This window comes from Asaia prunellae JCM 25354, assembly GCF_000613885.1.
GTDB classification, from domain to species: Bacteria; Pseudomonadota; Alphaproteobacteria; order Acetobacterales; family Acetobacteraceae; genus Asaia; species Asaia prunellae.
The window spans coordinates 1-23,437 of sequence record NZ_BAJV01000024.1 but is presented as its reverse complement, the minus strand read 5'-3'; the positions used below and the strand labels follow the sequence as shown (position 1 = coordinate 23,437).

The window sequence follows — 23,437 nt, the reverse complement described above, 5'->3', positions numbered from 1 at the left end:
AATGTCGTCGAGAACAACGCCTCTCAATCCCCTTGTTGACAGTCCCGAACGTGACAAACGCATTGAAGCCAAGTCGCGCGAGCTCTGGGAAGCCGAAGACAGACCTGATTGCGGTCCCGAAGTCTACCGGGAAAAAGCTGCCGAGATCATCGGCATGGAGGACAACCCCCATGCCGGTGAAATCCCGGTCTCATCCCTGCCTGAGCCGCAACTGGCTGACGTGCAGATCGAAGAGGCCGAAATCCAGAAAAATCTGGGGGAATTTCCGGAGCGGCAGACTGACCAGGGGGATCATGATCACTTCCCTCAAAAGGAAAATGAAACACATTGAGCATAAAGGCGGGGGCGATCCTCTTCCCCCGCCAGACCAGTCTAGCGCAGAACGCGACCAGCTACCGCATCGAGTTTCTCAAGCAACTGGCGATCACGGGCCGACGGTGCGGTAATGATCGCATGATCAAGCGCACGTTCGGCGCCCGATGGGCAAAGCCCCCGTTTTTTCCCGAGCTCCGGAATAATGGCTTTTACCAGCGCGCGCGTTGGCAGCATTTTCAGTCATAACAGCAACAACAGCATCCACAGTCACCGAATCATGGTCGTCGTGCCAGCAATCGTAATCCGTCACCATGGCAATAGAAGCATAGCACATTTCAGCCTCACGGGCGAGTTTGGCCTCAGGCATGTTCGTCATACCGATCACCGAGCATCCCCACTGGCGATAAAGCTCACTCTCGGCGCGGGTCGAGAATTGCGGCCCTTCCATGACAAGATAGGTCCCGCCACGTACCATCTCCACACCGATCTTTTCGGCCTGTTCAGCAATCACATCTCCCATGCGTGCCGAAACAGGATCTGCCATCCCGACATGCGCCACGCATCCGCGCCCGAAAAAGCTTTTTCCCGGGCAAATGAACGGTCGATAAACTGATCGACCAGAACAAAACGACCGGGGGGGAGATCTTCCCGCAGCGATCCGACTGCAGAAAGAGAGACAATATCCGTCACGCCGGAACGCTTGAGGGCATCGATATTGGCCCGGAAATTCAGATCAGAAGGCGGGATAGGATGGCCTCGGCCATGACGCGGCAGGAACACGCATTTCACGCCGTTCAGACGCCCAAAAAGCAAGGCGTCGGAAGGCTCGCCCCAAGGCGTTTCAACGCGTCGCCACTCCTTGTCTTCCAGCCCGTCAATGTCATACAGACCCGAACCGCCAATAAGGCCGATTACAGGTTCGATCGTCAGATTTTCGCTCATAAAGAAACTGCCTTTTCGCTTGGTCGCCGATGGAACGCTCAGGAACACCAGTTTGGCAGGCTTCGCAACCTGTCCGTGTTTTCATCCCGCTCATCATGGTCTAGGCGACCCTCTTTTGTTAGAGTGTCATGAATTCGGGTCGGCGGAAGACCGGCTGAAACAGAACGTGGAGCCTGCGATGAGCGAGACCTTGAACCCGAAAACTTTCGCGCCCTCATTCGTGACGATGTGCCCCATGATTCTCTCAAAGAAGTTGCACGGCACTGGTTCGAGACACTGCGCGACAGGATCTGCGCTTCCTATGAAGCAATAGAAGACGAGGCCGTAGCCCGTAATTCTCCTGTTCTGCGCGACAAGACCGAGGCTGGCCGCTTTGTCCGCACAGCCTGGAACAGAAGCGAAGACGAGAACAGCACACTCCATGGCAGCGGTGTCATGTCTGTGATGCGTGGCAGAGTATTCGAGAAGGTTGGCGTCAATGTCTCGACCGTCTGGGGTGAATTCTCGCCCGAATTCCGCAAGAACATGCCAGGCGCCGACAAGGATCCGCGTTTCTTTGCAACCGGCGTTTCCCTTGTCGCCCACCCCTGCAATCCGCATGTAAGCGCAGCACATTTCAATACGCGCATGATCATCACCAGCAATGGCTGGTTTGGCGGTGGTGGCGATATCACGCCCATCTTCCCGGACAGCGAGGAAGCCAAGGCAGATGCAGCCGCCTTCCACAAGAGTTTTCATGACGCCTGCATGCGTCATGACCCAAGCTATTACGACCGCTTCAAGACATGGTGTGACGAATATTTCTACCTGCATCACGCAACGAGCCGCGCGGCCTGGGCGGTATCTTCTACGATCATTTCAACAGCAGCGATGTTCAGAAGGATTTTGCCTTCACCAAGGATGTCGGCCTGGCCTTTTATGAAGCCTACCCGCGTGCCGTGCGCGGACGCATGATGCAGCCCTGGACCGAAGCAGAGCGGGAAGCCCAGCTCATCCGTCGCGGACGCTATGTCGAGTTCAATCTCATTCATGATCGTGGTACAGTGTTCGGACTGAAAACCGGTGGTAACACCGAAGCCATTCTCATGAGCATGCCTCCAGAGGTGAAATGGCCCTGATTGCAGGGTCACGATTTGGCCGTATTCGTCTGGCTTAAGGCGCAAGCCGGACGATCCGGCGATAAAGGGAAAGAAGTGCGCACCAAGATGTCTCCTCACGCGACCGGTCCTCTCCTGAGCCGTCGCACGCTTCTCTCTGCCCTTGCTGCTTCCAATCTGGCCGCGATCTGCCCTGCCCGTGCCTGGGAAGACATTGATCGCGCCGAATCCTCCTCCATGATCGATGCGCCCCGGCTGATCGTCGGCGGTGGTCCTGACTCCCTGCCGGGGCAGGTTGCCCCAATTCTAGCAGCGGCCCTCACCAGAGGTCTGGCTACATCGGGACCTGTTACCACTCATTATGATATGGGTCGCGACGGAGTGACCGCTGCCAATCTTTTCGACACGGTCAGCCCAGAAGCAGACGGCGGCACGACAATTCTTGCCCCCGGCGCGGCCCTGATCGCGTCGCTCTCCGGCGACGCACGTGTGCATTTCGATTTTTCCCGCTGGGCCGCGCTGATCGTGGCACGCCGCCCAGTCGTGACTCTGGCCCGTGGCGAGCTTCATCGGACTATCCGATCCCGGCTCAGCGGTCTGTTCCATGATCGCCCGGTACGTCTGGCTGTTTCCCATCCGACCGGTGTCGAGCTGACAAGCCTGCTGGGCCTTTCTCTGCTTGGCCTTCATCCTCTGCCTGTTTCTGGCTACGCAACGAAAGAAGCCGCATTCGAGGCTCTCAAGAACGGTCAGGTCGATGCTGTTCAGCTTACACCCGGCCCCGGTGACGATCTGTCAGCCGATATTGCAGCAGCCCCTCAGGGTATAAAGCCGATTTTCTATTCGGGCCCTGTTATCGCGGGTGTCCCTGATTTCGAGGCAACCTATCATATGGCGCGCGATCGCGCGCCGTCCGGTCCCCTGTTCCAGGCATGGCAGGCTGTTGCCAATGCCGCCGCGTCAGCCCTGGTCCTGGCAATGCCCATGCTCACTCCTCCCCTGGCAATCGCGCGATGGCGCCATGCCTCGCAGGAGGCCATCATGGATCCTGCCCTGAAAAGCTGGAATGATACGCAGCATCTGGTTGTCACAGCAGGTGCTGAAGCAGCTCCCCTGCTGAACCAGCTCGAACCCGAACTCACCGCCCTGCTTGCCCTGCGTCGCTGGATCAATAACAACCAGCCCAGATGGCGTCAGGGCCAGGAAACACGTCCCACCTGATATTTTTTCTTGCCGTGATCAGACCCGGTGACGGGCCCGCAACAGGATGCGGACTGCACCCTTGTTTCTTTTATGCGTATGTACCACGGCGAGGATAAGCGGGCGCAGATCACCGCGCTCCAGCCAGTGTGGCAGTTCCTGACGGATAACGCCTCCCTCCTGCCCGCTTCCCAGACCGGTAATGACTTCGACGCAGCGTACTCCCTGTGCGCTTGAAGCGTGTAGAAAATGATGCAGCTTGAAAAATGCGTCCTGTGCAAAATGCCCGTGAAGATCAAGTCGCTTCTGCGGCTTCATCTTGCCGGAAGAAAGAGCATTCCATGACGTCGTATCCAGCCCTGGCTGACGACCATTGATTTCAAGACGATCGAGCATTCTGGCAGGACGCGTTGCAGGTGAAGCAGGACGCAGCACTTCCCGCACGGTAAGAAGCGGGGCCTCCTTGACGTCTTTTCTTTCCCTATGGGGTGCAGGGGCACCTGCTTTTTCCTGTGACATGGCAGACGAGGAAACTGCCTTGCGCGTTCCGGATGCCGCCTTGCGACGTCTGTGCAATGGCAGAATAGTCCGGGCGAAGGCCTGCCACAGGCTCTCCTCATCGGAGCTCAGATCGCGACGAACCACTGTTTTTCCTTTTCATCGCGCAGCCGAAACCCCGGACCGGGAGACTTATTGCGCTTGTGGCGCCTTGAGCGGTGGCTCTGCGACAACCTGTTGCAGCGGCACCCCCTGATATCTACCAGTCAATGTCTTCAGAAAAGCCACAATATCATCGATATCGCTCCTGGAAAGATCAGGATAGGGTGTCTGGTAGCGCGCCATCAAACGCACGGCATCGTCGAGAGTGGCAACGCTGCCATCATGAAAATAGGGCGCCGTCAACGCGATGTTACGCAAATTGGGCACCTTGAACTTCTGATGATCCTCCAGCGCATGGGTAAAGCTTTCACGGCCTGAATCGACATCCGTCAGCGCTGATTTGCGATCCGAAAAATAAGGTCCCTCCAGCCCCATGATCTCATAAGCGTCTCCTCCAACGGCAACGCCGCTATGACAGCCGGAACAACCAATTGCCTTGAAGCGTTCGTAACCTCGTTTTTCCTGGGCGGTAATCGCGGTGTTATCGCCCTTCAGATAAAGATCAAAAGGACTGTCAGGTGTGATCAGGGTCTTTTCATATTCCGCTATGGCATTGGTCACGGTACGCTGACTGATCGGATCAGCACCGTAAAGACTGGCAAAAGCCGTCTGATATTCCGGTACTGCCGCAATAATCTGCGCCACGCTTTGCCAGTCATGCGCACCCATTTCGACAGGATTGGTCACTGGGCCTGCAGCCTGTGCAGCCAGATCGGCCGCACGCCCATTCCAGAACTGTGCAATGCTGAATACGGCATTATAGACCGTTGGCACATTGATCGGGCCTTTCTGCCCGTTAATGCCCGTCGCAGTTACAAGATTATCGACGCCCCCCTTGTCAAGACCATGACAGCTCGCACAATTCAGTTTGCCATCCCCTGAGAGACGACGATCGAAAAAGAGCTGGCGGCCCAGCTCGGCCTTTGCCCAGTCAACCGGCAGGCTTTCCGGGATCGGTTGAATGACTTCACCCGCGAATTGCGGCGCCACGCCCGGCGTTGCGTAGTAGCGTCGACGCTGATCCGCGACCCAGACCAGTACATCGCTTCGCGCTTTTTCGGTCATGTAGGCATGAGGATGCATCAGAAGATAGGCTGCGGGCGGCATACGGTTCTGACGTACAACTTCCTCGATACGCGAAAGCTGCTCTACCGATGGTGGTTTGCCAGCCCGGAAAGCCGCAATGACCGGATCGATACGGAAGTGACGCTGGCCGGCTTCGAGATCGCGTTGCATGATCTGATTGGCAAAAGGCAGTCTGAAGTAGAAAGGCAGATTGGCCGTGCGGGTATGACAATAATCACACCGCGTCTCCTGAAAGACGTTAAAGGCAGCCAGTGCTTTCGGGTCATGCCAGGTAGGGCTGCTGGTAGGCAGTTTTGGCACGCCCTGATGATCAAAATGGGTCAGATAGGCAATCGTGCCACCATAGGCGAGTGCGCCTGCAACAATCAGTCCCGCAAATGCCTTCCTGACGATATTCTTTTTGGCGGCAGCTTCCGACAACCGTTCTTCTCCCATTGTGAACACAGATTGTTCATCAATGGGGCTTGCGACTCTTTATGTCAAAAAAATGCTGCTGATCAGCTATCTCTTTCCTTGCCCGATCCAGCAGAGGCAGATTTCTCCTGATGCGGGATGCTCATGGCCCTTCATCAGCCTGTGACTCCTGCTCTTCGTCAATTCCTCCATCCAGAACCGAACGAAGTCTGCGACGGGCAACTGCGACATACCGCGTATCGATATCGATTCCGATCCCTTTGACCCCGAGTTCCTGGGCCGCGACGAGGCTTGTGCCCGTACCCATGAACGGATCAAGGATAACGCTTTCCTCATGATAGCCATGAAGTGTCATGCAGGCCGCAGGAAGAGCGACAGGAAAAGTACCGGGATGAAGGAATTTTTCGCGGCGATGCCTGACCGTTTCATACGGAATGAACCATGTATTGCCACGACAACGCCGATCCACTGCGTGGCGTCGACGGTTGATATTGGTCTTGTCGGTAAAGGGCACCCCGGCAGCTAGGCGCTGCACCCTGATATCCCCTTCATGCGTCAGGTGAAAGACGTGCTCGTGATTATGATTAACGAAGCGTGACGAATTGACAGGCTTGAAATGGCCATAGGTCTTCTCGTCGATGGAGACGGATTTGATCCATACAATATGATTCTGGAGAACGAAAAGGTCACGCAGCCGGGTAATGAGTTCGAAGGGCAACCAGGGCTGTGATGACGAACCTGCAATATTGAGAAAAAACGATCCGTCAGGCTTCAGAACACGGGCGATCTGGGTACAGACCCCCCGCATCCAGCCAATATAATCCTGCTCGGCCAGACTGTCCTTGTAGGTTCGATAAGCAACCCCGATGTTATAGGGCGGTGATGTCACGACGATATCAACCGAACTGGTCTCCATACGACGCATAACGTTCACAGCGTCGCCCCGTATCAGGGCATGACGACCGACTGTTTCCCGCCTTGCCCTGACTTTTTCCTGACCCATCAGGCGGGTGGATGAGGCAGGAGAACGATCATACGTCCATGGCTGCGCAGCTTGCCGGCAACGTGTTCAGCCTCATCTCCCCAGCCGGTAAAGAGATCAGCCCGCCCCGCTCCTTTGACGTCGCTTCCCGCATCCTGAGCAAAGGTAAGATGGGTCCAGCGTCCCTCGCCACCCCGGGCAAGCGGAATCTGTGCTTCCACCCAGACCGGGACCCCCATGGGCAAAATGTTGTGATCGATCGCAACCGACCGTCCCGGTGTAAGCGGGATCCCCATGGAACCTGGCGCGCCCCTGTCGAGCGGTATGGTGTCAATCCGCTTGAAGAACACATAATCAGGATTTTGTTCCATGAGCTCCTGAGCACGATCAGGATGAGCGGCAAGCCAGGCTCTGAGCGTCTGGAGCGACACATCACTGGCTGCCATATCGCCACGGGCTACCAGAATGCGACCGATGGGCACATAAGGTGCGCCGTTTTTGGCAGCAAAACCCATTCGCCGCACAGACCCATCTGTCATGACGAGACGACCCGAACCCTGAATCTGCATGAAGAAAAGATCTTCAGGGGAACGCAGCCAGGCAATCTCGAGCCCGCGGTTGTCCAGCGCACCATGATCAATTTCGGCACGTGTGTAATAAGGAACAAATTTGCCGTTATCCCAACGGCCTGTCACCCAGTCGCCAGCCGTGTCCTTTGTACGCACCAGATCGTCGGGCTGGGCGTAAAGCGGTGTCTGGAACTCTCCCTGCCTGACAGCTGAAGCGTAGATCTGTGGCTCGTAATAACCGGTGTAGAGAGCATTGTCGGACACAAGGTAAGGCGCGAACCATTGTTCGAAATAGCTTCGTGCTGACTGGGGATCGGCTGGAACAGTCTGCAGGGCGGCACAGGCACCTGCCCAGTCGCCCGCACTGCTGCCATTGGGAATGGTCTGCGCCACCCCTCCAAGATGGGTTTCCGGCGGCAGTCGCATGAGGCGCTGACACTCGGCACGCAGAATTGGCAACAAGGTCTGGGGCGTTTCAGCTGTCCAGCCATCGAGCATGGCATAGGTAACCGGGGTCAGCTCAAGCGAACGCTCTGGCTGCGGCTCGGCACAGGAGGCAAGAAGGACCAGGCCAAGCCCGAAAGAGAAACGAGAAACAATATTCATGGCAAACCGGGTTTTTCATGCGCCCTGCAAGACGCAGCATGGGAACGCTGGTCGATCATGAACGAAGCCAGTCGACCACCAGAGATCAGGCGGCTCTTGCTGCAGCCAGATGCCACATGGAAGGTGGCAGGTCACGGCCGCTTTCACTCTCGAACTGCCAGAGATCCGAAAACTCCGTGACGGATTCCGTCCCGACCAGAGGCTGGCCGTCGATATCATTAAGAATACTGATCTGGCGCGAGATGATCTGCACATCAATCCGGGCTTTTTCATGACCATTGATGTGACTGAAAAAAGCGTCGACAATCGCAAGGCTGCTGATCCCGACAATCTCGGTACGCTGTTTCTGCTGAGCGGCTTCACGGGCGGTAATGGCAGCATCGAAACCTGCAAAGGCACTTGCTGTCAGATAGGTGCGTAAAGTCGAACGATTACCCTCGGCAAATGCGGTTACAACCTCTCTGAATGCTTTCTGCGCATTCTGCAGGAAGAACTCAGGCTTGAAACCGGGCTGGGACGAAGCAATTTCGCCAAGAATCTGACCAACTCGTGTGGCAGGCTGCGGGATGTCGAGACGAGCACTCGGTTCTTCAACGACAGGAGGCAATGCACCGGCTCGCTCCTGCGAGCGGGGAATGGGAACAGCCACTGTGGCCTGCCCTTCAACATCGACACGACGACCAAGTACGGCGCGCAGTCGCCAGACAAGCACAAGGCTCAACAACGCAAAGATGACGATGTCGTATGGAATATTCGCTAGAAAAGACATCACAATTTCAGCTTCTTGCTATTCTCGGTCTCGAAGGGCATGGCCCCTTGGTAGAGCGGCTTTCACAACCGCACAACACCCGGGTAACGCGTAAGTCCCGAATCATGATCACTTTGGCACATAATATCACGGAGAGTTGGCGTGTGCTGATGATCATGCTACCGGCTTGGGGGCACTAACAGCAGTCGATTTCGGCTGCGTGTTCACGACTCTGATTAGCGAGGCTCCATGTCCGATAACGCCCAGAACCCGGCAACCGAACAGGGCGCTCCGCCCGCACTGCCTCTGTCAGTCAATCTGCAATACACGAAAGATCTGTCTTTCGAGGTTCCGGCAGGCGCTGCAATTTTCGCAACCCTCCGTTCTGCCCCGCAGATTTCGGTCAATATCGACGTACAGGCCAACCGCCTCGAAGAAGCGCAGCCCGTATTTGAAGTAGCTCTCGCCATTCGCGCCGAAGCAACCGAATCGCCAGAGACGGAAGGTGGCGCAACAGGTCGCACCGTCTTCATCGCTGAGCTGACCTACGCCGCTATCGTCACGCTGACCGATGCACCGGCAGAGCTCATCGAACCCATCCTGCTCGTTGAAGTGCCGCGCCTTATCTTCCCCTATGTCCGCAGCATCATCAGCGATGTGACACGTGATGGTGGTTTCCCGCCCATCGTGCTGCAGCCCATTGATTTTGTCGCCTTGTGGCAGGCCAAACGGGCCCAGCAATTCCCTGAAACCGCAGGCAACGCCTGAACTCATTCTCACCGGGCGGCTTTTCCGCCCGGTAAAGAAACCGGCCTGCAAGAGCCGGAATACATCCTGCCCCCCAAAAAATCAGAACATCTCTGCTGGCACACTTGTCCAGAGCATGAAACGCGCATGGCGCGATCCTGATTCACTATCTGTTTTTCTGAAAAATATGGCGGAGAGGGTGGGATTCGAACCCACGGTACGCTTGCACGCACGGCGGTTTTCAAGACCGCTGCCTTCAACCACTCGGCCACCTCTCCCGCATCACAAAGAACGAACAGCTTCCTTGCGGCAAGAGCCGCCTCTTTGCCCTGTTTCCGATCGCGGTGCAAGAGGGGAACCGAAGAAGACAGCACGCTCCATACGACCGTCCCACCTGACAGGACTTCTAGCCCAGCAAATGAAAACTCTGGATGATCCACCAGAAGACCAGAATCAGAAAGACACCAAAAACGAGACAAGGGAGGATAATGGAGCGCAGCACGCTCCCCCTGACCTGACGTGGCTCTGCAATTCCTGCTCTCCGCTCAATTTCATTCGCCTTCTCGTCCGTATTGAACCAGGCGTCATCATCTCTTGTCACGAGGCACCTCTTTCTTCGTTTCCGAATTCACAGAATCTGGTCTGCTTCAGACTCTCAGATCGCATCGTCAGGGCGCATCAATTTCAGTAAGAGGCCAACGCGGTCTCGGTGCGGCCAGGATACCGTCTTCGAGGGCTTTGCCTGCTTCCTGGTAGGTTCTGATGGTTTCGATCGCCGCCCATCCGACCATCACGGCATTATCGGTGCACAGACGCAGAGGCGGGGCAACAAAAGGAATTGCCACAGATTCTGCAACGGCCTGAAGCGCCTTGCGGATGGTTTCGTTGGCTGCGACCCCACCTGCCACGACCAGGCTCCGGGCATCAGGCAGCAGGGCCAGAGCATGACGAGCACGATCGGCCATGACATCGCAGACGCATTGCTGAAAACTTGCAGCAAGATCTGCAGCAACTGCATACGGCAATGCTGCCATACCGTAAGGAGCGATCTGTCGCGCCACAGCGGTCTTGAGGCCGGAAAAAGAAAAATCGCAGCCCTCACGTCCTATCAGCGGACGTGGCAGGGAGACTGCGTCAGGGGCCCTTCCCGCGCGAGTTTTTCGAGTGCCGGCCCGCCTGGCCAGCCCAGACCAAGCATCTTCGCGACCTTGTCGAAGGCTTCCCCGGCGGCATCATCAATCGTACCGCCCAGTTTCTCGTAACTGCCGACACTGCGTACGGCAATACATTGGCAGTGGCCACCAGAAACCAGGAGGAGAAGATACGGAAATTTAATCTCGGCCTGAGCCACCCCGGGCAGACGAACCGTGAGAGCGTGCGCCTCAATATGATTGACCGCGATGAACGGTCTGTTTCCCGCTATTGCAAGCCCTTTGGCATAGTTGCTGCCGACAATCAGACCACCGATCAGACCGGGTCCGGTACACGCTGCATAAGCACCAATTTCACCCAGCGTCAGCCCCGCCTTCTCAAGCGTTTCCGAGACAATTCCTGGCAGTAACGCCAGATGGGCACGTGCTGCGATCTCGGGGACGACCCCCCCCAGATCCGCATGTCCCGCCTGGGTATGCACGGTCTCTGCCAGGACAGTCCCCTGGGGATCCAGAATCGCGCAAGCCGTCTCGTCACAACTCGTTTCAATCGCAAGAACAGGTGCCGTTAAGGAAAAAATCGCCATCCCCCCTGATAACGCGATGCCTCGTATGAGGCGAGCCATCTCTTTTCACGGATCACGCGTTGGAGTAGCAAGATCAGCCATGAAACAGACGACGATGCCCGCCGCGCTTATGTCCCAGAGCCTGCAATTGCAGCAGGTCGCTGCTGAAGCCATGCGCCGTCAGGCCTCTCCTCATCCACCAACCTCCCGTCATTCCCTGCCCCTGCGTGTCGGCACTCGTGGATCTCCTCTTGCGCTCGTCCAGACACGGGCCTTTCTGACACGCCTGACGCGCTTTTGTCCGCTTCTGCGTGACATGGGGGCCTTTCAGGAACATCCGATCAATACGACCGGCGATCAGGTCCAGTCACGACTGCTCTCTGAAATCGGTGGTAAAGGACTCTTTGCCAAGGAAATCCACGAAGCCCTGCTGGCACGTCAAATCGATTTTGCCGTGCACAGTCTCAAGGATCTCGAAACCACCCTGCCCGCCGGGCTGACGCTGGCCTGCACGCTCAAGCGTGAAGACGCCCGTGATGTGCTGATTCTGAGCCCGGCCCTGCGTGAAAAGGCAAAGGCTCTGGTCGCAGAGGGACATTCTCCACTCGATGCCCTGCCTTTTGGCGCCAGCATCGGTTGCGCCTCGGTCAGACGTCAGGCCCAGCTGCTGCATCGCCGTCCGGATCTGCGTTTCGGTCTGCTGCGAGGAAACGTACAGACCCGTCTGGACAAACTGGCCGGCGGTGCCTGCGATGCCACACTGCTTGCCCTGGCAGGGCTGAGGCGGCTCGGTATGGAAGATCGGGCCGATTTGATTCTCGATCCCGAACTGATGATTCCCGCTGCTGGTCAGGGCATTGTCGGTGTCACCGTGCGTGAAGAGGATCGCGAATTACTCGATCTGCTCTCCGCCATTGAAGACCCGGAAGCACGCGCCGTTGCAACAGCAGAACGAGCCCTTCTGGAAGTCCTTGATGGCTCCTGTCGTACACCGATAGGGGGATACGCCCGTCTGCGCACGAAAATGCAGCCTCATGGCAGGGGACATTTCGGTGATCGCGAGCTGGTGCTGACCGGGCTCGTCGCCAGAGAAGACGGCTCCTTCCATCTACAGCGCGAAATCTGCGGTGAACCTACAGAAGCCCTGCGTCTGGGGCGCGAACTGGGCCTGTCACTCCGCGCTGATTCGCCGGATGATATCTTCCAGGATCATGGCTGACAGCCCATCCCGTACGGTTCTGGTCACCCGGCCGGAACCGGGTCTGAGTGATACGTGTGAAGCTCTCAGACGTCTTGGGTGGGAGCCCCATCTCTCCCCCATGCTCCGTATCTCCCCCATCCCCATGAAACCGGTCGGCAAGATTGACCGGATCATTGTTACGAGCGGCCAGAGTCTTGAGTCGCTCTGCTCCGGAATACCTCTTTCAACACCTCTGACCGCCGTTGGCGCCCGTACTGCAGAGCGGGCGCGCATGATGGGTTTCACCACAGTCGACCATGCTTCGGGTACAGCCCATTCCCTGCTGGACCATCTCGGCCACACTGAAAAACCACACAGGCTGCTTCTCGCCACAGGCCGGAATCTGGGAAACGATCTCGCAAATCGGCTCAGGGGAATGGGATGGCAGGTGACCCGCCGTGTCGTCTATCGTAGCCAGCCTGTCGGCCCTTTGGATAGCTCGTCACGCTCACTGATTGAAAAAGGTCATGTTGCGGCAATCCTGTTCTATTCCGCTGCTACCGCCAGGGCATTTCTGGATGCTTTCGGCCCTGAGCGCAGCCTGCTAGAGTCTGTTCGGGCTCTTGCACTGTCTCCGCATATTGGCGAGACGCTCAGAACGGCCCCTTTCAGAAAGATCGATATTGCCTCAACGCCAGAGCAACAGGCTCTTCTCGCACTTCTTGGCCCCCTTCCCGGCACAGATCATACGGAGGCATAACGCGCCTTGAACTACCGCCACGCCTACCACGCTGGCAATTTTGCCGACATGATGAAGCACGGGCTTCTGCTCGTCATTCTGCGTCATCTCCTCCGCAAACCAGCCGGCTTTCTGGTTCTTGATACGCATTCAGGATGCGGCACCTATGATCTGGATTCAGTTGAGGCCCGCAAAACTGGTGAATGGCGCGATGGAATTGGTCGCTTCGACACGATTCCAGAAGGACCGGTCGAGCTGGTCGACTATCTGCACAGCATACAGGCCCTCGGGCCGATGCGTTATCCCGGCTCACCTGGCCTCATTGCCTCTGTGTTGCGAGAACAGGACCGTCTGATCTGCTGTGAGCTGCATCCTGAAGACGCTACAATTCTCAGACACAACTTCAGGCGCAAAGATCAGGTGGCTGTACATGAGCGAGACGGTTACACTGCTCTCAAAGCCTTTCTGCCACCACGTAACCTCAAGCGGGGGCTGATCCTGATCGATCCTCCTTTCGAGAAAACGGATGAGTTCGACACACTTGCCGAGGCGATCCGGACCAGCCGAAAGCTCTTCCCCATGGGTATTGTCGCGGCCTGGTATCCGATCAAGCATCGTGCCCCGGTCAGGCAATTTCATGATACCCTGCGCGATGCTGGATTACGCGATCTTCTGGATTGCTCCCTTCTGCTGCGTTCACCGACCGATCCTTCACGACTGAATGGTTGCGGGCTTCTGGTCGCCTCCCCTCCCTATCATTTTGATGAACAGGCAAAGACCCTGCTCGATGCCCTTCTGCCGATACTCGCGCCCGATGGCGAGGGTAGTGTGGAAATCAGACAGATCGTGGAGGAATAATGAGCAGCCATACGCCTCATATCGCCGTCATAGGTGCCGGAGCGTGGGGTATCGCCCTGGCTTGTGCCGCCACACGGGCCGGGGCAAAGGTGTCTCTCTGGTCACGCTCTGCATTGCCAAAAGACTGCCGAAACCTGCCACGTCTTCCTGATATCACCTTGCCGGATAGCGTGGAAATCGTCTCGACTCTGCCTGATCAGGCCGATCTGACGCTGGTCGTTGTCCCCATGCAGACATTGCATGAGATAGCCCCGAAACTGTCCGCCACCTCCCCCGTCATCGCCTGCTGCAAGGGACTGGAGCTTGGAACCGGCGCCCTGCCTCTCGATGTCCTGAGGCGCGCGCAGCCGGCACGCCCCGGAGCTGTTCTTTCCGGTCCGAATTTTGCCATCGAAGTCGCCCGGGGACTTCCTGCAGCTGCTACAATCGCAGCAGATTCGCTTGATGAAGCCCGCCATTATGTCTCGCTCCTGTCATCGCCTTATTTCAGGCTCTATGCCAGTGACGATCCGACCGGCGTTCAGATTGCGGGTGCGGCCAAGAATGTCATCGCGATTGGTGCCGGTATCGCCATCGGGGCAGGACTCGGCGAGAATGCCCGCGCAGCGCTGATTACCCGCGCTATTGTCGAGATCGGCCGACTTGCCGATGCCATGGGTGGTCGTGCCAGCACGATTTCCGGATTGAGCGGGCTGGGAGATCTGATCCTGACCTGCACGGGCGCAGGATCACGCAATTACAGTCTTGGTCTTGAACTGGGCAAAGGAGCACGCCTGACTGACATTCTCGGATCAAGAAGCACTGTCGCAGAGGGGGTTGCCACGGCACCCGCCCTGACTGCCACCGCACGCAAACTGGGAATTGCAATGCCGATCGTCGAAACTGTTTCGGCCTTTCTGAATCACGAGATCGACCTTCTTCAGGCCAGGCGTCTTCTACTCGAACGGCCAATCACGGTCGAATAACAAGAAGCCGAAAAGGACATAATCATGTGGATGCGTAACGAGGCCATGCGCCGCTTTGTCAGCCGGAATCGCTTCGTCAGCTTTCTGACTTTCGGGGTGCATAGCGCGATACAGATGAAATTGCTGGGTGGACATAAACATCCGGTTACGTTGCGCCGCCTGAAACAGGCCCGTGCAGATACCGACTCACTGTTAAGCAGTGATGAAGCCTTCATTTTGCACGAGCTGGCCCAGGCCCAGGCGATCTATGAGGGCGATCTTGCCGAATTTGGGGTCTATCGTGGGGCTTCTGCCGAATTGCTCTGCATGGTCAAGGCACATCGCACGCTCCATCTCTTCGATACTTTCGAGGGGTTGCCCGCCCCAAAGGGCAAGGAGCGCAAGGTATTTGTCAAAGGCGAGTTCAATGGCAGCCTGAAAAGTGTAGAGCGCAAACTCTCCGGTTATGAGAATGTGGTCTTCCATCCCGGCTTTTTTCCGGACTCGGCTGCCGGTCTCGGAGAGGAACGGTACAGCTTTGTACATCTTGACGTCGATCTTTACGAAGCCACCCTTGCGGGACTCACCTATTTCTATCCGCGAATGATTCCGGGCGGTATCATACTGACCCATGATTATTCGATCATAGACGGCGTCTCTCTGGCTTTCTCCGAATTCCTCGCAGACAAACCGGAACATGTCATCGAACTTCCCACCACTCAGGCAATGATCATACGCAGCGCACATACCGCGTAATCCGTGCCTCCTTCCGGAAGGTCATGCAGTCCCTAACCGGAAGGAACACATCTGCCGGTACAGGCGATCGTCTATCTGTCAATCATGCCACATCTGCTTTCTTCGGCGAAACAGTCTCGGCCAGAAATAGGGCGCACGACCCTCATGGCCAAAATAACTGAGACGCGCTTCATGAAGATGAAGACGGCCAAATGCCTCGGCCCTGATCAGGAGCACCATGATCAAGGCCCCCATAAAAGGACCGCATATATAGACCCAGAAGTCCTGCCAGCGTCCTGAAAACAGGGCGGGCCCGAAACTGCGGGCAAGATTGGTACTATCCCCAGACAGCCAGGCTTCGAACGGATTGAGCAAGAAGAAGACCGGTCCTGTCATCCAGGCGGCAAACGGACGCAGAGACGAGTGAGCACTGAAAGTCAGAACCACCGCAACGAGAATGGCCGTTGTGCTGAGTTCACCGACAAATGCCCACCAGGGAGGCACAAAAGGTGACGGGACAGTAGAGGCAAAATGTGCCTCGACGCACCACGCGCCCCAGCTTGGCCAGACGAGAACCGACAGAGCCACCATCCCGACGCCAAAAGCTGCCCCGGCAAGCTGCACCAGAATATAGAAGACCATATCGATCGGTGTAAAACGTTTGCCAAGACAGAAAGCCAGGCTGATTGAAGGGCTCATATGCGCGCCACTAACCCGACCGAAAGGGGAAAAAGCGGCCAATGTGGCACTCAAGCCAAACGCGAGCCCCTCTAGAGCACTGAGCAGATTGGGCCAGTCTGACAGCATTCTCGCGACCGGACTGAGCGGCGAGCCAAGAGCGACATTGCTGCATACACCAGCAATCATCAACAAGGCCGTGGCACAGAATTCACAGACATACAGCCGGGGATGCAGCAGGCGCCCTGCTGCTGGACGACCCGAAAGAGGCCGATCATGCGGGTGAGGATAGAGCTCGTGTGCCGCCTGCCCGGCTGCCCTCTGCTCTTCCATGAACCCGCACCACCTCCACATGACACAACAGAACGTTCCGCCCCACGGGGCGCATCACGCTGACATCATCTGAACCGCGACACGTCAGGCAGCAACAAAAAGCCCTGTGATGGCGGCACTCATCAGATTGGACAATGTTCCTGCGATCACGCAGCGCGAGGCAATGGCAGCAATTTCCACCCGTCGTTCAGGAGCGACACTGCCAAAACCACCAATAAGAATACCGACGCTCGAAAAATTCGAAAAACCGCATAGCGCCACGGAGACGATCGCCAGGTCATGCATGGAGAGTGCATGGGCATGGATCAGAGGCGAGAGTCCGACATAAGCCACAAATTCATTGAACGCGATTTTCTGCCCCAAAAACCCCCCGATCAGAAAGGCTTCAGACCAGGGGATACCAATCAGCCACGCAAGCGGTGCCATGAGAGTACCAAGCACGGTCGAGAGCCTCAGATCCGGCATATGCAGCCACACACCCACACCATGCAGAATACCATCGAGAAGCGCCGTAATCCCGACAAAAGCTACCAGCACGGCCCCAACAGCAAAGGCCACCCGCGCGCCACTCATCGCTCCTTCGGCAAGGGCATCAAACACACCGCTTGTCTCCAGTTCAGCCTGCGGCATAGGCTCATGCCGGTCACAAGAGTCTTCCGGAGTTGGCCAGAGTAACTTGGAAAAAAGCAGTCCTCCGGGAATTGCCATGAAAGAGGCCGCCAGAAGATAGTGCATCGGGACGCCAAGCCCGGCATAACCAGCCAGTACCGAGCCGGAGACCGAAGCCGTGCCGGAACTCATGATCGTGAACAGTTCCGACCGTCGCAGTTTGCCCAGATAGGGACGTAAAACGACAGGCATTTCACTCTGCCCGAGAAACACGGTCATGACTGCGGAAAATGATTCAAGTGCCGTTGTGCCAAGCAGATAACGCAGCCCCAGCCCGAGAATACGGGCAATCATCTGCATGACACCCCAGTGATAGAGCAGGGCAATAAGAGCCGACACATATACGATGGCCGGCAGTACCTGAAAGGCGAAGACAAAACCGTCCTGACCGAAAAGTCCCTCCATGCGGGAACTCACCAGCCCGCCAAAGAGAAAATGCGTTCCCACCTGTCCGTAGGCGAGACCATCACCGATCCCGTCAGCCAAAGCCCCGAAAAGCCGCCGCCCCCAGGGTACGAAAAGTGCCAGAGCGCCGATGGCGCATTGCAAAGACAAGGCAAGGGCCACCTGGCGGTAGTTGATCGCCTTCCGGTTGCTTGACAGCAGAACACCCAGCGCGACCAGCACTGCAATACCGATCAGACCGCGCAGCGACATCAAGGCACTTTCATTCCATGAATGCCCCTGCCGCGACTGGCTCGCTTCAGGAGGAACTCTCTTTCATCAACTACGATCCGGACTGGATCAGTGCCAGCACAAAGCATGGACCATTTCCGGACCGTAAAGAGACAATGTGTCTGCAAGCTTGCAGAGTGTCCAGCAGAAAGCCACACTCCTGAAACCGGACTAATGACCCGGAATAATGACATGGTGCGACCGATAATCATGACCAGCGATTTCTACGATCTCGACATACCCGCCCTGTGCGGCAAACCCATTTCGATGGCAAATTTCCGGGGCAAGGCTGTCCTTATCGCCAATACGGCTTCCAAGTGTGGTTTCACCCCCCAGTATGAAGGGCTGCAGTATCTCTGGAGCGAATATGGGCAGTCCGGTCTGGTCGTACTTGGTGTACCCAGCAATGATTTCGGTCAGCAGGAACCGGGAACCGCCGCAGAAATCCAGACAAGCTGCTCACGCAATTATGGCGTCAGTTTTCCGATGGCAACCAAATCCCATGTGAAAGGCAAGGCAGCTGTACCGCTTTTTCAATGGATTGCCAGAAAAGGCGGTATACTTGCCCGTCCGCGCTGGAATTTCTACAAATACCTCATCTCTCGCGAGGGCGAGCTGATCACCTGGTTTACCCCCCTCACCTCTCCTGATTCCGAACGCCTGAAAGCGTCGGTCCTGCGTGCGGTCATGGATCGCTGAAACCGGCCTTAGCCTGACGCTCAAGCGCCAATCTAAGACCGAATGCCACGAATACGCATCCCGTGACACGATCAAGCACCTTGACCGTACGCGGGCGCGACAGGAAAGCGCCAAGCGGCGCGGTCATCATGATCAAGAGAGAAAACCAGGTCAGTGTAAGCAGAACCTGGATACCGGCAAGAAGCAGGGAGAAGGTTACCACATTTGCCTCATGCGGGATGAACTGAGGCAGAAAGGTGATGAAAAATATACCAACCTTGGGATTGAGCAGATTGGTCAGCAATCCCTGACGGAAGCACTGCATTCCTGTCTGTCTGTTGATACGTTTTTCGCCTTCTTCGGGCTGTGCCGAATGACGGGGCTGGACCAACAGCCTCACACCGATAGTGAACAGATAGAGAGCGCCTATCCATTTGACAGCGAGAAACCCCAGTTTCGACGCAGCGAGCAAGGCTGTCAGACCGAAAGCGGCGCAAAGCCCCCAGACGAAAAGCCCGAGAGTTATACCCAGCGCGGCGCAAAATCCGGTACGTGTCCCCGAAACGGTACTGGTGCGCAGTACAAAAGCAGTATCCAGTCCCGGCACAAGTGTGAACACGCCGGCAGCAAGAACGAAGCTCGTTAATGAAAGAACAATGGGGCTCATAGCTTTCTGCCTTGATCGGTCTGTTGCGGCCAGACGCCTGAAACCATTCACTAGGGAATCAAGTCGCGAAAGGCCACATTGGGCGATGGAAACGCCGGGCCTTCATACAGCCTGATGTCGCAGCACGCAGCTGTTTCTTCGAGAAATGCGACAAAATCGCAATTGATACTCTCCAGTGTCCCCGATCAATCCTCATGCTCCTCCTCCCCGGCATAGCAAGATCCCGTTTTCACAGAACTCAGGACTTCACTCCCCGCGCAGCATTCTGACGTCGCTCTGTCATAGCCGAACCGGCTTCATCACCCTGAATTGCTGCCGACGCTGCATTCCCATGGCACTCTCGGCTGCTTGCGTCTAAAGAGACGGCATCTGCGATATCTGTTTCTAGACTGGAAGCCCGGAATGCTCCGTAACCTGATCACCGTCGGTGGTTGGACCATGCTGTCCCGTATTCTTGGCCTGGTGCGCGACCAGCTTTTGGCAGCATTTCTGGGCGCTGGTCCTGTTCAGGACGCCTATCAGATTGCATTTCGCCTGCCGAACATGTTCCGGCGTCTTTTTGGCGAAGGGGCCTTCAACGCCGCTTTCGTCCCGCTTTTTACCGAGCGTCTGACTACTCACGGCAAGGAAGAGGCCACGCGTTTTGCATCGCAAGCACTCGGGTGCCTGAGTGCCTGGCTTCTCGGGGTGACGATACTGGGCGAAGTCTTCATGCCCTGGATCATCGAGCTGATCGCTCCGGGTTTCGATCATGGTGGCGGACGGTTCGAGCTGGCCGTACATCTGACACGCATCACTTTTCCATATCTCATTCTGATCTGTACCGCGGCCCTTGTGGCGGGCGTACTGAACGGATTGCACCGGTTCTCGATGGCTGCCGGTGCTATGTCTCATTCAATATCGTCGGGATTGGCGCCATCCTGCTGGGTGCGCTCGTCTTTCATGACACGGCCACCTGGACCGCCATAGGAATCACCGTATCCGGCTTCGTCCAACTGGGACTGCTGCTCTGGTCAGTCAGGCGCGCCGGCATGCGTCTCTCCCTCCCCAAACCGCGCCTGACACCGGAAATGCGCGACATGCTGCGCCGTCTCTGGCCAGGCTTGCTCGGCTCAGGCGCAACCCAGCTTAATCTGACGGTCGATACACTTATTTCGACCCTGCTGCCTGCGGGGTCGATCTCCTGGCTCTATTTCGCCGACCGGGTCAATCAGCTTCCGCTGGGGGTATTGGGTGCCGCGGCCGGCACGACCCTTCTGCCAGTGCTTACACGTCATGCTGCAGCTCGGGATGATGCAGGAGGACAGCAGACTCTCAATCGAGCCATTGATTATGCGGCAATTCTTACCTTTCCCGCATGTTTTGGCCTGCTGGCGCTGGCCCCTGAAATCATGGCGACGCTTTTCGGTTACGGCAAATTCACCACTGAAGATGCTCTTTCTTCTGCTCAGTCCCTGCGCGCCTACGCACTAGGCCTGCCTGCATTCATCCTGATCAAGGTTCTGTCGCCCGGCTTTTTTGCTCATGGCGATACCAGAACGCCGGTCAGAATCGGTTTCTTCACCATTGTACTCAATCTTGCGCTCAATCTGCTGCTTTACCGCTCGCTGGCCCATATAGCCCCCCCACTGGCAAGCACGCTCGCCGCAATGGTCAATCTGGCTTTCCTCGCGATCATTCTGCACAAACGCGCAGTCTTCCGCCCCAATCGTGACGTGATGCGGCGCATGATACGTATTATCGCAGCTTCCTTCCTCATGGCCGTCGTGACACTCACCCTCACACGGCTTGTCGCTCCGGGCCTGGTCATGTGGCATGGGCTCATCCGGGCTGCCATGCTGGGTATCCTGATGGGGGTGGCCGGTATTGTCTATCTGGCTCTGCTCCGGGCTTTCGGTATCGCCCATCCGGAACGTCTGATGGGCCGCCTCCTGCGTCGAAAACAGCCCCAGGACCGATAGATTGCCTCTCCGGGCGTGCCCTGTACGTCCGGTTATCTGATTACGACCGGCAAGCGTTGCGAAATTATCATAGACGACCCGGCGATCGTCACCATGGTCATGACAGGGTGTTCACAGCGGGACAGGGCGCAGGTAGAATTATTTTCATGCGTCGAGTTTTACCATCATGACCGCCCCGGAGATCACAGGCATTATCCCATCTGCCGAGGGCGCAACTCCGGCAATGGCACAGTGGTTCGCGCTTAAAGCGCAGGAGCCTGATGCCCTTCTTTTCTTTCGTATGGGTGATTTCTACGAGCTGTTTTTTGCCGATGCGGAGACAGCTGCCATGGCACTCGACATCAGCCTGACGACCCGCGGCAAACATAATGACACCCCTATTCCGATGTGCGGCGTACCGGTTGCCGCTGCCCCGGCCTATCTGGCCCGGCTGATACGCAGAGGCTTTCGCGTGGCGGTCGCGGAACAGACCGAGCAAGCCCGGAAACCGGGCGAGTCCACGCAGAAAGGCCCTCTTGCGCGCGCCATCGTACGCCTCGTTACGCCCGGAACGCTGACCGAGGAAGAATTACTTGAAGCAGGCCGACAGAACCTTCTTCTGGCTCTGGCAGGTCCGGTAAAAAAAACACGCAGTTCCTCTCCCTGTGGCGCCGCTTGGATCGATATCTCGACCGGCTCTTTCGAAACGGCCTCGCTTTCCCGGGACCAGATCGAAGAATTGCTTGCACGGCTTGATCCTTCGGAAATCCTGGCTGATCCCGCTCTTGTTCCAGAACCGTTTTCAGCGCGCGTTGCCCCGAACATCGCCCTGCCTGGCATTGAACCGGCGCGCTCACGCATGGCACAGGCTTTTGATGTCACTCAGCTCACCATCCTTGGTGATTTCACGGACGAAGAAATTCGTGCCGGCGCTCTGATTCTTGATTATGTCCGGCGCAGTCAGGCAGGCAGCATGCCACGCATCGCCCGTCCCTTGCGCCGCGGAGATTCCGAAACACTGGGTCTTGATCCGGCGACACGCGCCAGTCTTGATCTCATCCAGGCGCGAGACGGCACAACCACCCATACGCTTTTTGCAGCGGTTGATCGTTGCGTCAGCGCCGCCGGGCAACGCCTTCTGGCCCAGTTGATTGCAGCACCCTCAACCATTCTCCCGCTCATCCAGGAGCGTCAGGCAGCGTGGCGCTGGATCGCAGATCAGCCCGGGCTGATCGACAAGCTCACCCCTCTGCTGCGTAAGGCACCCGACCTGGCCCGTGCTCTTGGTCGTCTTTCGACAGGGCGTGGTTTGCCTCGCGATCTGGCCGCAACCCGCGACCTGCTTCAGGCAGCGGATGCGCTGGTCACCGTACTGGAGCCACTCTGCACAGAACAAACCCCTGCCCTGATCCGGCAGCTTTTTGCCGGATTGTATGGCCGCGCAGACAGCCTGCTCAACACGCTGGAAAAGGCCCTTGCGGAGAGTCTCCCTGCCCGTATCGAGGATGGTGGCGCCATAGCGACCGGGTTTGACCCCGATCTTGACCGGTATCGCGGCCTGCGCGACGACAGTAAACGTACGCTTGCGGCAATGCAGCAGCGTTATGCCGACCAGTTCAATGTTGCTACCCTCAAGATCAAGCATCACGCCCAGCTCGGTTATATCATCGAGACCTCTGCACTTCACGGTACCAGACTGCGTGAGCGGCCCGAGCTTTCCTTTCGCCAGGGAACAGCCAATCTCGTCCGGTTCACAACTGACGAATTGCTGGAGCTTGATCGGGCTATCCTTGAAGCCGCTGATCGCGCGGCAGCGATAGAGCGCCGCCTGTTCGCTTCTCTCGTCGCAGAGACCGTTGCCCATCCGGCTCTGCCTGAACTGGCAGAACTCTTTGCCATGGCTGATGTGCTGACAGGCTGTGCGAAGCTCGCTTTGGGAGGCGCCTGGTGTAGTCCGGAAATGACACAGGACCATGCTTTCGAGCTCATATCCTGTCGCCATCCGGTCGTGGAGGCTGCGCTGGGACGTGCCTCGCGCTTCATTCCCAATGATTGCCATCTTCCTCCTGCCCAGCGTGTCATGCTGCTGACCGGTCCGAACATGGCTGGCAAATCAACCTTTCTTCGTCAGACAGCCCTGGCTGTCATTCTGGCTCAGGCCGGTCTGCCTGTTCCAGCCGAGAAAGCCCGAATCGGTATTGTGGATCGCCTTTTCTCGCGTGTAGGCGCTGCCGATGATCTGGCGCGCGGGCGCTCAA

General features: G+C 57.1%; 19 protein-coding genes, 1 tRNA gene and 4 pseudogenes. 12 read left to right on the top strand and 12 right to left on the bottom strand.

Annotated features, from left to right (window positions below; translation table 11 throughout):
• The first annotated feature begins 1 nt into the window (after window position 1).
• The gene (locus tag JCM25354_RS19455) at window positions 2-331 is read left to right on the top strand and encodes a hypothetical protein (RefSeq protein ID WP_025886659.1); all 330 of its coding nucleotides are present in this window, start codon (window positions 2-4) and stop codon (window positions 329-331) included.
• Between the two features lie 41 nt (window positions 332-372).
• Here JCM25354_RS19455 and JCM25354_RS19450 read toward each other — a convergent pair.
• A pseudogene (locus JCM25354_RS19450) lies at window positions 373-1,257 on the bottom strand (S-methyl-5'-thioadenosine phosphorylase).
• 216 nt (window positions 1,258-1,473) lie between these two features.
• Between JCM25354_RS19450 and hemF the strand changes: the two are divergent.
• Together hemF and JCM25354_RS14995 are read left to right on the top strand one after the other, a co-directional pair.
• A pseudogene (gene hemF / locus JCM25354_RS19445) lies at window positions 1,474-2,375 on the top strand (oxygen-dependent coproporphyrinogen oxidase).
• Window positions 2,376-2,450: 75 nt separating this feature from the next.
• Entirely contained in the window at window positions 2,451-3,575 is a 1,125-nt protein-coding gene (locus JCM25354_RS14995) for a hypothetical protein (RefSeq protein WP_148301556.1), read from the top strand.
• Window positions 3,576-3,593: 18 nt separating this feature from the next.
• Here JCM25354_RS14995 and JCM25354_RS14990 read toward each other — a convergent pair whose 3' ends face one another.
• The 5 genes from JCM25354_RS14990 to JCM25354_RS14970 all read right to left on the bottom strand — a co-directional run bounded on the left by JCM25354_RS14990 (window position 3,594) and on the right by JCM25354_RS14970 (window position 8,640).
• On the bottom strand, window positions 3,594-4,199 hold the full coding sequence (locus JCM25354_RS14990) for a Smr/MutS family protein (protein WP_025886657.1): 606 nt from the start codon (window positions 4,197-4,199) through the stop codon (window positions 3,594-3,596).
• A 45-nt stretch (window positions 4,200-4,244) separates the two neighbouring features.
• Complete coding sequence (locus tag JCM25354_RS14985) at window positions 4,245-5,735, bottom strand: cytochrome-c peroxidase (protein WP_025886656.1); 1,491 nt, start codon at window positions 5,733-5,735, stop codon at window positions 4,245-4,247.
• A gap of 121 nt (window positions 5,736-5,856) precedes the next feature.
• A complete protein-coding gene (locus JCM25354_RS14980; RefSeq protein ID WP_025886655.1) occupies window positions 5,857-6,717 on the bottom strand; it encodes a DNA-methyltransferase in 861 nt (286 codons plus the stop codon).
• Complete coding sequence (gene mltA, locus JCM25354_RS14975; RefSeq protein WP_051537445.1) at window positions 6,717-7,871, bottom strand: murein transglycosylase A; 1,155 nt, start codon at window positions 7,869-7,871, stop codon at window positions 6,717-6,719. The genes JCM25354_RS14980 and mltA overlap by 1 nt, the downstream gene beginning before the upstream one ends.
• A gap of 85 nt (window positions 7,872-7,956) precedes the next feature.
• Window positions 7,957-8,640, bottom strand: a complete 684-nt coding sequence (locus JCM25354_RS14970; RefSeq protein ID WP_025886652.1) for a Tim44/TimA family putative adaptor protein — start codon at window positions 8,638-8,640, stop codon at window positions 7,957-7,959.
• 228 nt (window positions 8,641-8,868) lie between these two features.
• Between JCM25354_RS14970 and secB the strand changes: the two genes are divergently transcribed.
• A complete protein-coding gene (gene secB / locus JCM25354_RS14965) occupies window positions 8,869-9,387 on the top strand; it encodes a protein-export chaperone SecB (protein WP_025886650.1) in 519 nt (172 codons plus the stop codon).
• Window positions 9,388-9,554: 167 nt separating this feature from the next.
• On the opposite strand, the gene JCM25354_RS14960 is transcribed toward secB, so the two are convergent.
• From JCM25354_RS14960 to tsaD, 3 genes and pseudogenes are all read right to left on the bottom strand, one after another.
• A tRNA-Ser gene (locus JCM25354_RS14960) sits at window positions 9,555-9,644 on the bottom strand.
• A gap of 128 nt (window positions 9,645-9,772) precedes the next feature.
• A complete protein-coding gene (locus tag JCM25354_RS21210; RefSeq protein WP_025886649.1) occupies window positions 9,773-9,967 on the bottom strand; it encodes a hypothetical protein in 195 nt (64 codons plus the stop codon).
• Window positions 9,968-10,034: 67 nt separating this feature from the next.
• A pseudogene (gene tsaD / locus JCM25354_RS19435) lies at window positions 10,035-11,104 on the bottom strand (tRNA (adenosine(37)-N6)-threonylcarbamoyltransferase complex transferase subunit TsaD).
• A 79-nt stretch (window positions 11,105-11,183) separates the two neighbouring features.
• Here tsaD and hemC point away from each other — a divergent pair.
• The 5 genes from hemC to JCM25354_RS14925 are packed head-to-tail and all read left to right on the top strand — an operon-like array spanning window position 11,184 to window position 15,560.
• Window positions 11,184-12,302 (top strand): hydroxymethylbilane synthase, encoded by a 1,119-nt coding sequence (gene hemC, locus JCM25354_RS14945; RefSeq protein ID WP_408734998.1) that lies wholly within the window; start codon window positions 11,184-11,186, stop codon window positions 12,300-12,302.
• Window positions 12,295-13,023 (top strand): uroporphyrinogen-III synthase, encoded by a 729-nt coding sequence (locus JCM25354_RS14940; protein ID WP_025886647.1) that lies wholly within the window; start codon window positions 12,295-12,297, stop codon window positions 13,021-13,023. The genes hemC and JCM25354_RS14940 overlap by 8 nt, the downstream gene beginning before the upstream one ends.
• Window positions 13,024-13,029: 6 nt before the next feature.
• Complete coding sequence (locus tag JCM25354_RS14935; RefSeq protein WP_025886645.1) at window positions 13,030-13,860, top strand: 23S rRNA (adenine(2030)-N(6))-methyltransferase RlmJ; 831 nt, start codon at window positions 13,030-13,032, stop codon at window positions 13,858-13,860.
• Entirely contained in the window at window positions 13,860-14,825 is a 966-nt protein-coding gene (locus JCM25354_RS14930) for an NAD(P)H-dependent glycerol-3-phosphate dehydrogenase (protein ID WP_025886644.1), read from the top strand. The genes JCM25354_RS14935 and JCM25354_RS14930 overlap by 1 nt, the downstream gene beginning before the upstream one ends.
• A 24-nt stretch (window positions 14,826-14,849) precedes the next feature.
• Complete coding sequence (locus tag JCM25354_RS14925) at window positions 14,850-15,560, top strand: TylF/MycF/NovP-related O-methyltransferase (RefSeq protein ID WP_025886643.1); 711 nt, start codon at window positions 14,850-14,852, stop codon at window positions 15,558-15,560.
• A gap of 78 nt (window positions 15,561-15,638) precedes the next feature.
• Here the strand turns inward: JCM25354_RS14925 and JCM25354_RS14920 are convergent, their stop codons facing one another.
• Window positions 15,639-16,550 carry an MIP/aquaporin family protein gene (locus JCM25354_RS14920; RefSeq protein ID WP_025886642.1) on the bottom strand — a complete coding sequence of 304 codons (912 nt, stop codon included), beginning with the start codon at window positions 16,548-16,550 and terminating at the stop codon, window positions 15,639-15,641.
• Between the two features lie 84 nt (window positions 16,551-16,634).
• Entirely contained in the window at window positions 16,635-17,876 is a 1,242-nt protein-coding gene (locus JCM25354_RS14915; RefSeq protein WP_035448061.1) for a NupC/NupG family nucleoside CNT transporter, read from the bottom strand.
• 210 nt (window positions 17,877-18,086) lie between these two features.
• Here JCM25354_RS14915 and JCM25354_RS14910 point away from each other — a divergent pair, with 210 nt between their 5' ends.
• Entirely contained in the window at window positions 18,087-18,593 is a 507-nt protein-coding gene (locus JCM25354_RS14910) for a glutathione peroxidase (protein ID WP_408734997.1), read from the top strand.
• Here the strand turns inward: JCM25354_RS14910 and JCM25354_RS14905 are convergent.
• On the bottom strand, window positions 18,580-19,239 hold the full coding sequence (locus JCM25354_RS14905; RefSeq protein ID WP_025886639.1) for a LysE family translocator: 660 nt from the start codon (window positions 19,237-19,239) through the stop codon (window positions 18,580-18,582). The genes JCM25354_RS14910 and JCM25354_RS14905 overlap by 14 nt on opposite strands.
• A gap of 402 nt (window positions 19,240-19,641) precedes the next feature.
• Here JCM25354_RS14905 and murJ point away from each other — a divergent pair.
• Window positions 19,642-21,200, top strand: a pseudogene (murJ, locus tag JCM25354_RS19430) (murein biosynthesis integral membrane protein MurJ).
• Between the two features lie 166 nt (window positions 21,201-21,366).
• Window positions 21,367-23,437: DNA mismatch repair protein MutS (gene mutS, locus JCM25354_RS14895; RefSeq protein ID WP_035448066.1), on the top strand; the 2,071-nt coding region annotated here is incomplete at its 3' end.

What these genes read in the sequence shown, in the direction of transcription:
- JCM25354_RS14980 (WP_025886655.1), bottom strand. Translation starts at nt 6,717, where the DNA reads ATGGGTCAGGAAAAAGTCAGGGCAAGGCGGGAAACAGTCGGTCGTCAT.
- secB (WP_025886650.1), top strand. Translation starts at nt 8,869, where the DNA reads ATGTCCGATAACGCCCAGAACCCGGCAACCGAACAGGGCGCTCCGCCC.
- JCM25354_RS14940 (WP_025886647.1), top strand. Translation starts at nt 12,295, where the DNA reads ATGGCTGACAGCCCATCCCGTACGGTTCTGGTCACCCGGCCGGAACCG.
- mltA (WP_051537445.1), bottom strand. Translation starts at nt 7,871, where the DNA reads ATGAATATTGTTTCTCGTTTCTCTTTCGGGCTTGGCCTGGTCCTTCTT.
- JCM25354_RS19455 (WP_025886659.1), top strand. Translation starts at nt 2, where the DNA reads ATGTCGTCGAGAACAACGCCTCTCAATCCCCTTGTTGACAGTCCCGAA.
- JCM25354_RS14920 (WP_025886642.1), bottom strand. Translation starts at nt 16,550, where the DNA reads ATGGAAGAGCAGAGGGCAGCCGGGCAGGCGGCACACGAGCTCTATCCT.
- hemC (WP_408734998.1), top strand. Translation starts at nt 11,184, where the DNA reads ATGAAACAGACGACGATGCCCGCCGCGCTTATGTCCCAGAGCCTGCAA.
- JCM25354_RS14985 (WP_025886656.1), bottom strand. Translation starts at nt 5,735, where the DNA reads ATGGGAGAAGAACGGTTGTCGGAAGCTGCCGCCAAAAAGAATATCGTC.
- JCM25354_RS14910 (WP_408734997.1), top strand. Translation starts at nt 18,087, where the DNA reads ATGGTGCGACCGATAATCATGACCAGCGATTTCTACGATCTCGACATA.
- JCM25354_RS14930 (WP_025886644.1), top strand. Translation starts at nt 13,860, where the DNA reads ATGAGCAGCCATACGCCTCATATCGCCGTCATAGGTGCCGGAGCGTGG.
- JCM25354_RS14905 (WP_025886639.1), bottom strand. Translation starts at nt 19,239, where the DNA reads ATGAGCCCCATTGTTCTTTCATTAACGAGCTTCGTTCTTGCTGCCGGC.
- JCM25354_RS14970 (WP_025886652.1), bottom strand. Translation starts at nt 8,640, where the DNA reads ATGTCTTTTCTAGCGAATATTCCATACGACATCGTCATCTTTGCGTTG.
- JCM25354_RS14915 (WP_035448061.1), bottom strand. Translation starts at nt 17,876, where the DNA reads ATGTCGCTGCGCGGTCTGATCGGTATTGCAGTGCTGGTCGCGCTGGGT.
- JCM25354_RS14925 (WP_025886643.1), top strand. Translation starts at nt 14,850, where the DNA reads ATGTGGATGCGTAACGAGGCCATGCGCCGCTTTGTCAGCCGGAATCGC.